General features: G+C 61.0%; 11 protein-coding genes. 9 read left to right on the plus strand and 2 right to left on the minus strand.

Annotation, left to right across the window (positions count from 1 at the left end; genetic code table 11):
- Nucleotides 1–152: 152 nt before the first annotated feature.
- Entirely contained in the window at nt 153–2,372 is a 2,220-nt protein-coding gene (locus tag REH34_RS07955; RefSeq protein ID WP_311971319.1) for an EAL domain-containing protein, read from the plus strand.
- A gap of 44 nt (nt 2,373–2,416) precedes the next feature.
- Here REH34_RS07955 and REH34_RS07960 read toward each other — a convergent pair whose 3' ends face one another.
- Nucleotides 2,417–2,719, minus strand: a complete 303-nt coding sequence (locus tag REH34_RS07960; protein ID WP_311971320.1) for a DUF2288 domain-containing protein — start codon at nt 2,717–2,719, stop codon at nt 2,417–2,419.
- 440 nt (nt 2,720–3,159) lie between these two features.
- Between REH34_RS07960 and REH34_RS07965 the strand changes: the two genes are divergently transcribed.
- The 8 genes from REH34_RS07965 (at nt 3,160) to nhaA (ending at nt 12,024) form a co-directional block, all read left to right on the plus strand.
- Nucleotides 3,160–4,278 (plus strand): branched-chain amino acid ABC transporter substrate-binding protein, encoded by a 1,119-nt coding sequence (locus tag REH34_RS07965; protein WP_311971321.1) that lies wholly within the window; start codon nt 3,160–3,162, stop codon nt 4,276–4,278.
- Nucleotides 4,279–4,343: 65 nt separating this feature from the next.
- Entirely contained in the window at nt 4,344–5,267 is a 924-nt protein-coding gene (livH, locus tag REH34_RS07970) for a high-affinity branched-chain amino acid ABC transporter permease LivH (RefSeq protein ID WP_226505093.1), read from the plus strand.
- Entirely contained in the window at nt 5,264–6,520 is a 1,257-nt protein-coding gene (locus REH34_RS07975) for a high-affinity branched-chain amino acid ABC transporter permease LivM (protein WP_226505092.1), read from the plus strand. Before livH ends, REH34_RS07975 begins: the two co-directional genes overlap by 4 nt.
- Nucleotides 6,517–7,284: a high-affinity branched-chain amino acid ABC transporter ATP-binding protein LivG gene (livG, locus tag REH34_RS07980; protein WP_226505091.1), complete on the plus strand. Its 768-nt coding sequence runs from the start codon at nt 6,517–6,519 to the stop codon at nt 7,282–7,284. Before REH34_RS07975 ends, livG begins: the two co-directional genes overlap by 4 nt.
- The gene (locus tag REH34_RS07985) at nt 7,285–7,986 is read left to right on the plus strand and encodes an ABC transporter ATP-binding protein (RefSeq protein ID WP_311971322.1); all 702 of its coding nucleotides are present in this window, start codon (nt 7,285–7,287) and stop codon (nt 7,984–7,986) included.
- A gap of 209 nt (nt 7,987–8,195) precedes the next feature.
- Nucleotides 8,196–8,867, plus strand: a complete 672-nt coding sequence (locus tag REH34_RS07990; protein WP_311971323.1) for a hypothetical protein — start codon at nt 8,196–8,198, stop codon at nt 8,865–8,867.
- 100 nt (nt 8,868–8,967) lie between these two features.
- Nucleotides 8,968–10,584 (plus strand): NAD(P)/FAD-dependent oxidoreductase, encoded by a 1,617-nt coding sequence (locus REH34_RS07995; RefSeq protein WP_311971324.1) that lies wholly within the window; start codon nt 8,968–8,970, stop codon nt 10,582–10,584.
- Between the two features lie 258 nt (nt 10,585–10,842).
- The gene (nhaA, locus tag REH34_RS08000; protein ID WP_311971325.1) at nt 10,843–12,024 is read left to right on the plus strand and encodes a Na+/H+ antiporter NhaA; all 1,182 of its coding nucleotides are present in this window, start codon (nt 10,843–10,845) and stop codon (nt 12,022–12,024) included.
- A gap of 72 nt (nt 12,025–12,096) precedes the next feature.
- Here nhaA and REH34_RS08005 read toward each other — a convergent pair whose 3' ends face one another.
- Nucleotides 12,097–12,561 (minus strand): glycine zipper 2TM domain-containing protein, encoded by a 465-nt coding sequence (locus REH34_RS08005; protein ID WP_226505086.1) that lies wholly within the window; start codon nt 12,559–12,561, stop codon nt 12,097–12,099.
- Between the last annotated feature and the right edge of the window lie 17 nt (nt 12,562–12,578).

A 12,578-nucleotide genomic window follows, 5' to 3' on the forward strand; every position in this document is an offset into this window, starting at 1 on the left:
TGAATGCTACGAGAGCAGAGTTCGCCCCCACGGGTGTAATGTGCTTCTGAGAAAGCCGTTCTTATTCCGAAATAGTTGAAGCCACTTCGCCATCACCGCGAGGGCGCTGGGTATACTCGCCTAAAAAACGTACAGGCTGTACGAGGCGCGCTATGGACTGGCTTGGTTTGCGTTTCACCGGTGCGCTCCCCGAACAGGGGCAGATGCTCCTGCATTGCACGCACGACCCCTTTCTGGTGTTACTGGCCTACGTGGTCGCCTGCGCTGGCAGCTTTGCCACCCTCGATATCGCCGAACGCCTGCAACACGCCGAACATCCAGGCACTCGCCGCCGTTGGCGCTGGGCCGGTGCCGCCTGTTTGGCGGGTGGCATCTGGGGCATGCACTTCATCAGCATGCTGGCGTTCATGGCGCCGATGGAAGTGCATTACGATCTGCCCATCACCATTGTCTCATTGCTGATTGCGCTGATCGCCAGCCTGGCGACGTTGCGCAGTCTCGAGCGCGCGACGCTCAACGGCGGCCAATACGTGCAAGCGGCGGTCATCCTTGGCCTGGGCATCGTGGCGATGCACTACTACGGCATGTCGGCCATGCGCTCCAATGCCCAAACCTATTACGACCCTTGGCTGTTCGCGCTGTCGATCGTGATCGCCATTGCCGTGAGCTTCGCCGCACTGGTGTTGACGCGACGCTTTCGCTATCCCAGTGGGCGCTATGCCGAGCTGCGCAAATACGCCGCGACCTTGTTGATGGCGGCGGGCATCATCAGCACCCACTTTACCGGTATGTGGGCGCTGACCGTGGCCATGCCGGTCGACCTGCACATGCATGGCAACGTCACCTCCAACGGCACCCAATTGGGCATCACCGTAGCCGCGATCACCCTGCTGATCATGGCCCTGTGCATCAACGCGGCCCTTGCCGACAAAAAGCTGCAAAGCAAGGAACAGGACCTGCGCCACGCCACCGCCATGCTCAACCAGCTCGATCAGGCCCAGGTCTCACTGCAGCAGGCGGCCCACTACGACGGCCTGACCAACCTGGTCAACCGCCGCGGCTTCGATCAATTGTTCGCCGACAAACTGCAGGAGCGCCGAGCTACGGGGGGCATGCTGGCGGTGATGTTCCTCGATATCGACCACTTCAAGCGGATCAACGATAGCCTCGGCCACGACGCCGGTGACGAGCTGCTAAAGGCAATCGCGAATCTGCTGCGCAACGCCACCCGCGGCCAGGATGATGTGGTCGCGCGCTTTGGCGGCGATGAGTTCTGCGTGCTGCTGAGCCTGCGTACCCGGGACGAGGCGCGGATGATGGCCCAGCGCATCATGACCGCCATGAAAAACCCCATCGAACTGGCTGGCAGGCGCATGGTGATGACCACCAGCATCGGCATCAGTCTGTTCCCGGATGACGGCAACAGCACCGAAGCGTTGCTGAAAAACGCCGACCTGGCGCTCTATCAATCCAAGGGAAACGGGCGCAACAGCGCGCACTTTTTCAGCGAGGACCTGCGCAGCAAGGCTTCCATGGCCTTGCACCTGGAAGCCGAGTTGCGTGAGGCTTTGCGCGGCGGACAGGAGCTTGAACTGTTCTACCAGCCTATTTTCGACCTGCGCAGCGGCCAGGTTACCCGCCTCGAAGCCCTGGTGCGCTGGCGGCATCCCGAGCATGGCCTGCTGAGCCCAGACGCCTTTATCGGCATTGCCGAGACCAACGGCCTGATCGCCGAACTGGACGGCTGGGTACTGAACCGCGCCTGCCTGGACCTCGGCGAACTGGAGCGCCTGGGTCACGACAAGCTGCGCATCGCCCTCAATTGTTCGGCGCTCAACCTCAAGCGCGATTCGCTGGTGGACGAAATCGCCAAGGCCCTGGCCGATACCGGCGCCAAGCCACAACGACTGGAACTTGAAGTTACCGAAAACGCAGTGATGCTCAACGTCGACGCCGCCATCAAGGTGCTGAGCAGCATCGAGGCACTGGGTGTATCGCTGGTGATCGATGACTTCGGCACCGGGTATTCGTCCTTGGCCTACCTTAAGCGCCTGCCGCTCAATACCCTGAAAATCGACCGCAGCTTTATCCAGAACACGTCGCCCGCGCCTTACGACATGCAAGTGGTCAAGGCGATCATTGCCATGGCCCACACCTTGGGCATGCAGGTGATTACCGAGGGTGTGGAGACCGAAGAGCAATACGAAATGCTCAAACAGTATGGCTGCGACTTTGCACAGGGCTTCCTGCTCGGGCATCCGGTGCCCATGGCGCAGCTGCGTGAACTGCTAGGCCAGGTCGAGAAACGTCCACCGCCACCCTCCGCGCCGCCGCCGACCCTGTCGATCGTAGGCAAGACGCCCAACCGCTGAGCCGGACACCTACTTTTTTTGGCACCACAACAGGGCTCTAAAGATCAGGCTGCCCTGTTTTGGATCAGTATCCAGGGCGATACCACTACCGCCCACAGGTCTGGAGCGCCGTCATGCAGCTCCAGAGCCCGCGAGTCAGACACCTTTTCAACCTTTGCGGCCTCCAACCAGGCAGCGATCGGCTCCTTTTGATCCAAAGCAAAAGACTCGGCTACGGCGACCAGATCCAGGCCGGGGTCGACCCATAACAGGGCGCCCCTGGCAAAGAAGGGTTGCAGTTCTTTCCAGCTGATCGGGGCGGTCTCGCCGAGTAGCTTGGCATAGAGGGTGCTAGGTTGTTCTGTCATGGGTCTCACCGAATAAACGAAGGCGCAATCATAACGTCGGCGCGCTTTCGGCAAAACCCGGTTGCAAATCCAGCATTGATTACAGCGTTTAAAACGGCAAAGGTGTGCACGCCGTCGGGGACGGTTCACCTGCCGGGTCGAATTGCTTGCCAGCCATGGGCAAGTCCTTGTTGCACAAAGGGCTTTTGGCGGGCTGAAATCGATAGCGGCGCCGTGTTTCTGTAACTTTGTGTCGATTTAGCGACACCCGTATCGCGCTCGCCATTCGCCGCTTTTCAAGGCGTAAACCGGCGCTCTACACTGCCCTCGGTGAAAAAGTCGGGGGAGTCGGAGCGCCTTGGTAAAGGGAGCAAAGTGCTTTCGATACGGGCCGAGACCTACCCGGTTCGGCAGCCCTGGCCGCCAGAACTATAAAAACTAAAACACGAGAGTGGAGCATTATGCACAAGCAGATTTCCAAGCTGTTCGCCGCTATGGTATTGGCCGGCGTTGCCAGTCATTCGTTCGCCGCCGACACCATCAAGATCGGCATTGTCGGTCCCAAGACGGGTGCTGTCGCGCAATACGGCGACATGCAGTTCAGCGGCGCTAAAATGGCGATCGAGCAGCTCAACGCCAAAGGCGGCGTCGACGGCAAGAAGCTCGAAGCGGTCGAATACGATGACGCCTGCGATCCCAAGCAAGCGGTCGCGGTCGCCAACAAGGTCGTCAACGACGGCGTCAAGTTCGTGGTCGGCCATTTGTGCTCCAGCTCCACCCAGCCGGCTTCCGATATCTACGAAGACGAAGGCGTGATCATGGTCACCCCGGCCGCCACCAGCCCGGACATCACCGCCCGTGGCTACAAGATGGTGTTCCGCACCATCGGCCTGGACAGCGCTCAGGGCCCGGCTGCCGGCAATTACATCGCCGACCAGGTGAAGCCGAAGATCGTCGCGGTCATCCACGACAAGCAGCAATACGGTGAAGGCATCGCCACCGCGGTCAAATCGACCCTGGAAGGCAAAGGCGTGAAAGTAGCGGTGTTCGAAGGCATCAATGCCGGCGACAAGGACTTCTCCTCGCTGATCGCCAAGCTCAAGCAAGCCAACGTCGACTTCGTCTACTACGGCGGCTACCACCCCGAGCTGGGCCTGATCCTGCGCCAGGCGCAGGAAAAGGGCCTGAAGGCCAAGTTCATGGGACCTGAAGGCGTCGGTAACGCTTCCATCTCCCAGATCGCCCAAGGCGCGTCGGAAGGTCTGTTGGTGACCCTGCCGAAATCCTTCGATCAGGACCCTACCAACAAGGCACTGGTAGAGGCCTTCAAAGCCAAGAAGGAAGACCCGAGCGGCCCGTTCGTGTTCCCATCTTACGCAGCGGTGGAAGTGATCGCTGACGGTATCGCAGCGGCCAAGAGCGAAGACACCGCCAAGGTGGCGGCAGCCATCCACGCCGGGACCTTCAAGACTCCGACCGGCGACCTCAGCTTCGACGCCAAGGGCGACCTGAAAGACTTCAAGTTCGTGGTCTACGAGTGGCACAAAGACGGCAGCAAAACCGAAGCCCCGACCAAGTAAGATCCACAGACTGACTACAAAGCCCACTGCTCCCTGCAGTGGGCTTTGTATTTAGGAGCACAGCAATGCCCGACCTTTATCACTTCTTCCAACAGTTGGTGAACGGCCTGACTGTCGGGAGTACCTATGCCCTGATCGCCATCGGCTACACCATGGTCTATGGCATCATCGGCATGATCAACTTCGCCCATGGCGAGGTATACATGATCGGCTCGTACGTGGCGTTCATCGCCATCGCCGGCCTGGCCATGTTCGGTATCCACAGCTTGCCGCTGCTGATGACTGTGGCGTTCATCGCCAGCATCGTGGTCACCAGCGCCTACGGTTACAGCATCGAACGCATCGCCTACCGACCGCTGCGCGGCAGCAACCGCCTGATTCCGCTGATCAGCGCCATCGGCATGTCGATCTTTCTGCAAAACACCGTGCTGCTCTCGCAGGATTCCAAGGACAAATCGATCCCCAACCTGTTGCCCGGCAACTTCTCCTTCGGCCCCGGCGGGGCACAGGAAGTGCTGATCTCCTACATGCAGGTACTGGTCTTCGCGATCACCCTCATCGCCATGCTCGGCCTCACCCTGTTCATCTCGCGTTCGCGTCTGGGCCGCGCCTGCCGCGCCTGCGCCGAAGACATCAAGATGGCCAACCTGCTGGGCATCAACACCAACAACATCATCGCCCTGACGTTCGTCATTGGTGCCGCGTTGGCGGCGATCGCCGCCGTGCTGTTGAGCATGCAATATGGCGTGATCAACCCCAATGCCGGCTTCTTGGTGGGGCTCAAGGCCTTTACCGCCGCAGTACTCGGCGGCATCGGCAGTATCCCTGGCGCCATGCTCGGCGGCCTGGTGCTGGGCGTGGCCGAGGCCTTCGGCGCCGATGTGTTCGGCGATCAGTACAAGGACGTCGTGTCGTTCGGTCTGTTGGTGCTGGTGCTGCTGTTCCGCCCCACGGGCATTCTTGGCCGTCCGGAGGTAGAAAAAGTATGACCCGTCCTCTCAAATCCGCGCTGTTCAGCGCGTTGCTGGTGTGGGCCGTGGCCTACCCGGTGCTCGGCCTCAAGCTGTCGATCGATGGCATTAACCTGATCGTCGAAAACGCCAGCACCACTACGGTGACCATCATCGCCCTGTGCTCGGTCCTGATGTTCTTGCGTGTGCTGTTCGATCGTTCCCTGACCGCTGCCTGGAAATCCCGTCGCCAGGGCGCGTTGATCCCGCCCAGCGCCAGCAACTTCCTGACCCTGCCGAGCACCCAGAAGTGGTTCATCATCGGCCTGATCGTGCTGGCGTTCATCTGGCCGTTCTACGGCTCGCGGGGCGCGGTTGACCTGGCCACTCTGGTGCTCATCTATGTGATGCTGGGCCTGGGTCTGAACATCGTCGTCGGCCTCGCCGGCCTGCTCGATCTGGGGTATGTCGGCTTCTATGCGGTGGGTGCCTACACCTACGCCATGCTGTCGCATTACTACGGTTTCAGCTTCTGGGTGTGCCTGCCGATTGCCGGCCTGGCGGCAGCGGCGTTCGGCTTCGTGCTCGGTTTCCCGGTGCTGCGCTTGCGTGGTGATTACCTGGCGATCGTGACCTTGGGCTTTGGCGAGATCATTCGGGTGTTCCTGCGTAACCTCACCGATCTCACCGGCGGTCCCAACGGTATCAGCAGCATCCCCAAACCGACCTTGTTCGGCCTGAGCTTCGATCGCACTGCCGCAGATGGCGGACAGACCTTCTACGATTACTTCGGGTTGACGTACAACCCGGTAGGCAAGGTGATCTTCCTCTATCTGGTGGCGCTGGTGCTGGCCTTGGCGGCGCTGTTCATCATCAACCGCTTGCTGCGCATGCCCATCGGCCGTGCCTGGGAAGCGCTGCGTGAAGACGAAATCGCCTGCCGGGCATTGGGCTTGAATCCGACCATCATCAAGCTGTCGGCCTTCACCCTGGGCGCAAGCTTTGCGGGCTTCGCGGGCAGTTTCTTCGCCGCTCGCCAAGGCCTCGTCACTCCCGAGTCGTTCACCTTCATCGAGTCGGCGATCATTCTCGCGATCGTCGTACTGGGTGGCATGGGCTCACAACTGGGGGTGATACTCGCCGCGATCGTGATGATCGTGCTGCCGGAAATGATGCGCGATTTTAGTGAATACCGCATGTTGATGTTCGGCGCCATGATGGTGCTGATGATGATCTGGCGTCCGCAGGGCTTTCTCCCGATGCAAAGGCCACACCTGGAGCTGCGTAAATGATCCGGAACATTCTCGAAGTCAGCAACCTGAGCATGCGCTTTGGCGGCCTGCTGGCGGTCAACGGCGTCGGACTCACGGTCCAGGAAAAACAGGTCGTCGCCCTCATCGGCCCCAACGGCGCCGGCAAGACCACGGTCTTCAACTGCCTGACCGGTTTCTACAAGCCTACTGGCGGCACCATCCTGCTCGATGGCCAGCCGATCCAGGGCATGCCCGGCCACGAAATCGCCCGCAAGGGCGTGGTGCGCACCTTTCAGAACGTACGCCTGTTCAAGGAAATGACCGCTCTCGAAAACCTGTTGATCGCCCAGCACCGGCACCTCAACACCAACTTTTTCTCCGGCCTCTTCAAGACCCCCGCGTTTCGCCGCAGCGAGCGCGAAGCCATGGAGTACGCCGAGCACTGGCTGGAGCGCGTCAACCTCAAGGAGTTCGCCAACCGTACCGCCGGTACCCTGGCGTATGGCCAACAGCGTCGCCTGGAAATCGCCCGTTGCATGATGACGCGCCCGCGCATTCTCATGCTCGACGAACCCGCCGCCGGCCTCAACCCCAAGGAAACCGAGGATCTCAAAGCGCTGATCAGCGTCCTGCGCGAGGAGTACAACGCCACCGTGCTGTTGATCGAACACGACATGAAACTGGTCATGAGCATTTCCGACCACATCGTGGTGATCAATCAAGGCACACCCTTGGCCGATGGCACGCCTGAACAGATCCGCGACAATCCTGACGTGATCAAAGCCTACCTGGGGGAAGCGTAAATGCTGCAGTTTGAAAACGTTTCGACCTTCTACGGCAAGATTCAGGCGCTGCACAGCGTCAACGTCGAGGTCCGTCAAGGTGAGATCGTGACCCTGATCGGCGCCAATGGCGCGGGTAAATCGACCTTGCTGATGACCCTCTGCGGTTCGCCCCAGGCGCACTCGGGCAGCATCCGCTACATGGGTGAAGAACTGGTGGGCCAGAACTCCTCGATCATCATGCGCAAGAGCATTGCGGTGGTGCCCGAGGGGCGGCGGATCTTCGCGCGGCTGACGGTCGAGGAAAACCTTGCCATGGGTGGTTTTTTCACCGACAAGCGCGATTACCAGGCGCAGATGGACAAGGTACTGGCGCTGTTTCCGCGGCTCAGGGAGCGCTTCAACCAGCGCGGCGGCACCATGTCCGGGGGCGAACAGCAGATGCTCGCCATCGGCCGGGCGTTGATGAGCAAGCCCAGGCTGCTGCTGCTCGACGAGCCTTCGTTGGGGCTGGCACCGATCATCATCCAGCAGATCTTCGATATCATCGAGCAACTGCGCAAGGATGGTGTGACGGTGTTTTTGGTGGAGCAGAACGCCAACCAGGCGCTGAAAATCGCTGACCGCGCCTATGTGCTGGAGAACGGCCGGGTGGTGATGGAAGGTTCGGGCGAGGCGTTGTTGACCGATCCCAAGGTGCGCGAGGCGTATCTGGGCGGCTGATCCATACGGCGCGGCTGGTGACCCCTTCGCCGCCGGACGCGCAGCCTTGCTCCTACAGTGCAACTCGATATCGGCTGGCACTGCAGGAGCAAAGCTTGCTCGCGAAGAGGCCCGCCCTGACACCGCGCCCAGCCAACCCCCAACACCGTTTTGACGTTTACCATTATTGCCTGTGCTACGGTGGCCGCCTCGTTCAAGGAGCCCCGTCAATGCATCACCTGCGCACCGCTGCACTCCTCACCCTCCTGCCGTTGTTTTCCGCCTGCCAGATGCTCGGACTGGGCGCCAACGAACCGCACCCCAATGCCGGGCTCACGCGCATGCAAGGCGCACTGATTGGCGAAGGCGGTCATCTGCTGTTTCAACCTTGTGGCGAACATCGCCGTTTTGCGGTGAGCGATGTCGGCAACACCGGCGTGCTGCAGGAAGCCGGCAACCTGGCGAGCAAACCTGGCACCTTGTTCGTCGACCTGCGCGGCAGCTTCGATGCCAGCAAGACCGGGGGCATGGACGGCACGCTCAAACTATCGCAGTTGTACCGCGTCGAACGTTCCGATACGGCCTGCAGCGATCCCAATTTCAAGTTGCAAACCGTGCATGCCAGCGGCCACAACCCTGAATGGGAACTGAAAGTCAGCGCCAGCGGGATGGTCCTCAACCGTGCCGGCGAAGCCCCCTTGGCCCTGCCCTATCTGGAAGAACAACTGCCCGACGGCCGCCTCAACCTGTCGAGTGCCGCCAACGACCAGCGCATCGATGTCTGGTTGGCGCCGCAGCGCTGCGTCGACGGCGCCAGCGTGCAGTTTCTGACTGCCGAAATCCGTGTCAACGGCCAGGCTCAGCGCGGCTGCGGCTATTTCGGTGGTGGGCGCAACGACTGAACGTCTGATTTAGCCTGACGCAGGCAGGCCCTGCCAGCTTATAATCGCCGGCTAGAAAAAGCTGCGGGGCCGTCCCTGCGGCTCGGATATTGGACCTGTCATGTTACGAATCACCGAACTCAAGCTGCCCCTCGACCACACCGACGAGGCCTTGCGCCCTGCCATCGTGCAGCGCCTGGGCATCAGCGACGCTGACCTGCTGAACTTCACCCTGTTCAAGCGCAGCTACGATGCCCGCAAGAAAAACAGCGAGTTGCAGTTCATCTACACGATCGACCTCGAAGTCGCCGACGAAGCGCCACTGTTACAAAAGTTCGCCGACGATCACAACGTCAATCCGGCGCCGGACGTCACCTACAAGGTAGTCGGCCATGCGCCGGCCGACCTGGGCGAGCGTCCTGTGGTGGTCGGCTTCGGCCCGTGCGGCATCTTCGCCGCCTTGCTGCTGGCGCAGATGGGCTTCAAGCCGATCGTGCTGGAGCGCGGCCGCGAAGTCCGACAGCGCACCAAGGATACCTGGGGCCTGTGGCGTAAAAGTGTGCTCAACCCCGAGTCCAACGTGCAGTTCGGCGAAGGCGGTGCCGGAACCTTCTCCGACGGCAAGCTCTACAGCCAGATCAAGGATCCGCTGCACCACGGCCGCAAGGTGCTGCATGAGTTTGTGCGAGCCGGTGCGCCGGACGAGATCCTCTACGTGTCGAAACCGCACATCGGCACCTTCCGCCTGACCGGCATGGTCGAAACCATGCGCAAGGAAATCGAAGCCTTGGGTGGCGAGGTGCGGTTCGAACAGAAAGTCACCGATGTACTGATCGACAACGGGCAACTGCAAGGCATCGAACTGGCCAGCGGCGAGCAGTTGCTGTCCCGGCACGTGGTGCTGGCCTTGGGTCACAGCGCCCGCGACACCTTCCGCATGCTGCACGCCCGCGACGTGTTCATGGAGGCCAAGCCGTTTTCGGTGGGTTTCCGTATCGAGCATCCGCAGACCGTCATCGACCAGGCACGGCTGGGCAAGTACGCCGGCCACCCGAAACTCGGCGCGGCCGATTACAAACTGGTGTATCACGCCAAGAATGGCCGCTCTGTCTACAGCTTCTGCATGTGCCCAGGCGGCACCGTGGTCGCGGCGACCTCCGAGCCCGAGCGCGTGGTCACCAATGGCATGAGCCAGTATTCGCGTAACGAACGCAATGCCAACTCCGGCATCGTCGTCGGCATCACCCCCGAGCAGGACTACCCGGGTGGCCCGCTGGCCGGTATCGAGTTGCAGGAACAGCTGGAATCCAAAGCCTACCTGCTGGGTGGCAGCAACTATCACGCGCCCGCGCAACTGGTGGGGGACTTCGTCGCCGCCAAGGCATCGACCGCGCTGGGCAGCGTCGAGCCCTCGTACAAGCCCGGCGTATCGCTGGGCGATCTGGCCCTGGCGCTGCCGGCCTTTGCCATCGAGGCTATCCGCGAGGCGCTGCCGGCGTTCAACCGGCAGATCAAGGGCTATGCGATGCACGACGCGATTCTCACCGGTATCGAAACCCGGACCTCGTCGCCGCTGCGTATTACTCGCGGCGCCGACCTGCAAAGCCTCAATGTTCGCGGCCTGTTCCCGGCGGGTGAAGGCGCAGGCTACGCTGGAGGTATTCTGTCGGCGGGTGTCGACGGAATCCGCATCGCCGAGGCGGTGGCGCGGGATATCCTTGGTATCCCAACACCGTAACGCCTGTAGCGAATCGGCGAGCCCGCGATCAGAGTGCCAGCCACAGCCCTGTAGCCGACACTCTTTTCGGGGGCGATCCCCTCGCTACATCGATGCTCCAGAAACGGGTTGTAACACTTATCAGACTCGTCCTATCAGCCCAAAACCGCAAAACTCCCGGCATTGCTACTTATAACAAAAAAGAATATAAATTTTATTTTAACAACTGACGACACAGGTTAGGGTGGCGGTCCTTCAACATTCTTCAACGAGGCTGCCATGCGTATTCGCGGCGCTCTGACCCGGTTCATCCAAATGGAAGCGTCCAGCGGCCTGCTGCTGATCGCGGGTGCCGTATTGGCATTGATCATCAACAACTCGCCTTTGTCATCCCTCTATCAGAGCTTGCTTGATACCCAAGTGGTAGCGCAGATCGGCGCATTGAAGATCGACAAGCCTCTGCTGCTGTGGATCAACGACGGGCTCATGGCGTTGTTCTTTCTGCTGATCGGGCTGGAGGTCAAACGCGAAGTGCTGGCAGGCCAATTGTCCAACCCGGCACAGATCGTTCTGCCCGGCGCGGCAGCCATTGGCGGCATGCTGGTGCCTGCACTGATCTACTGGTGGCTCAACCACCACGACTCCGCAGCGCTGGCCGGCTGGGCCATTCCAACCGCAACGGACATCGCCTTCGCGCTGGGCGTACTGGCGCTGCTGGGCAACCGTGTGCCGACCAGCCTCAAGCTGTTCCTGATGACCCTGGCGATCATCGATGACCTGGGCGCGATCATTATCATCGCCCTGTTCTACACCAGCGAACTGTCAAGCATGGCCCTGCTGCTCGCCGCCGCTTGCCTGGCGGTGCTGATCGGCATGAATCGCCTGGGTGTCGTGCGCTTGGCGCCCTACCTGATCGTTGGTGTGATCTTGTGGGTCTGCGTGCTCAAGAGCGGCGTACACGCTACCCTGGCTGGCGTGGCGCTGGCTTTTTGCATTCCCCTGCGTACGGGCAACAAGCCCGCCCCGTTGGCCACCCTGGAACATGCCCTGCATCCCTGGGTGGCGTATGCGATCCTGCCGCTGTTCGCGTTCGCCAATGCCGGGCTGTCTCTCAAAGGCGTGACGCTGGAGAGTTTCACCCATCACGTGCCCATGGGTATCGCCGCGGGCCTGCTACTGGGCAAGGCCACTGGCGTGTTCGGGCTCACGTGGCTGGCGATAAAAATCGGCATTGCAAAGCTGCCGTCCGGCGCCAACTGGGGTCAGGTTTTCGGCGTCGCCGTACTGTGCGGCATTGGCTTCACCATGAGCCTGTTCGTCGGCTCGCTGGCATTTGTGCCAGGGGTCAGCGAGTATGCCGGCGAAGACCGCATGGGTATCCTGACCGGGTCGGTGATGGCCGCGCTGCTGGGTTACGCGATCACGGCAGCAGCCAGCAGGAAAAAATCCAAACTGGCGTGAACTTGCCTAACCAGCAGGCATAAAAAAGCGGACCCTTGCATGCAAGGGCCCGCTTTTTATTGCAGCGCTGGATCAGTGAGCGACGCGGCTGGTGCCGTCGACGGTCATGATGCGAACACGCTCACCGACACGGAAAATCTCGTTTTCCTGCACGGCCTGGACGTAGGCGCGCATGCTGCCATCGTCTTCGCGAACGGTGATTTCCACGCCTTGGGTTTTGGTCAGGCCTTCTTCGGCGGCCGAACCCGCCAAACCACCAGCGACGGCGCCAATGACAGCGGTGATGATGCTGCCGCGGCCGCCGCCAATCGCACTGCCAGCGACGCCGCCGACTACCGCACCAGCGCCAGCGCCGATTGGGGTCTTGCTGCCTTCGATCTTGACCGGCCGCAGCGAATCAATGGTGCCCATGCGCACGGTCTGCACACGGCGCGCTTCATCGCGGGAGTAGGAGTCGCCACTCAGATCGGACATGCAACCGCTCAACAACAGTGACATGGTAGAGAAAAAGGCAACCATCACAACAGATTTACGCATGAGAAATACTCCAGATT

It is taken from the genome of Pseudomonas baltica (assembly GCF_031880315.1).
GTDB lineage: Bacteria > Pseudomonadota > Gammaproteobacteria > Pseudomonadales > Pseudomonadaceae > Aquipseudomonas.

Bases quoted from the DNA above. Each gene is read 5' to 3' on its own strand.
- REH34_RS07955 (WP_311971319.1), top strand. From the start codon at position 153: ATGGACTGGCTTGGTTTGCGTTTCACCGGTGCGCTCCCCGAACAGGGG.
- REH34_RS07960 (WP_311971320.1), bottom strand. From the start codon at position 2,719: ATGACAGAACAACCTAGCACCCTCTATGCCAAGCTACTCGGCGAGACC.
- REH34_RS07965 (WP_311971321.1), top strand. From the start codon at position 3,160: ATGCACAAGCAGATTTCCAAGCTGTTCGCCGCTATGGTATTGGCCGGC.
- livH (WP_226505093.1), top strand. From the start codon at position 4,344: ATGCCCGACCTTTATCACTTCTTCCAACAGTTGGTGAACGGCCTGACT.
- REH34_RS07975 (WP_226505092.1), top strand. From the start codon at position 5,264: ATGACCCGTCCTCTCAAATCCGCGCTGTTCAGCGCGTTGCTGGTGTGG.
- livG (WP_226505091.1), top strand. From the start codon at position 6,517: ATGATCCGGAACATTCTCGAAGTCAGCAACCTGAGCATGCGCTTTGGC.
- REH34_RS07985 (WP_311971322.1), top strand. From the start codon at position 7,285: ATGCTGCAGTTTGAAAACGTTTCGACCTTCTACGGCAAGATTCAGGCG.
- REH34_RS07990 (WP_311971323.1), top strand. From the start codon at position 8,196: ATGCATCACCTGCGCACCGCTGCACTCCTCACCCTCCTGCCGTTGTTT.
- REH34_RS07995 (WP_311971324.1), top strand. From the start codon at position 8,968: ATGTTACGAATCACCGAACTCAAGCTGCCCCTCGACCACACCGACGAG.
- nhaA (WP_311971325.1), top strand. From the start codon at position 10,843: ATGCGTATTCGCGGCGCTCTGACCCGGTTCATCCAAATGGAAGCGTCC.
- REH34_RS08005 (WP_226505086.1), bottom strand. From the start codon at position 12,561: ATGCGTAAATCTGTTGTGATGGTTGCCTTTTTCTCTACCATGTCACTG.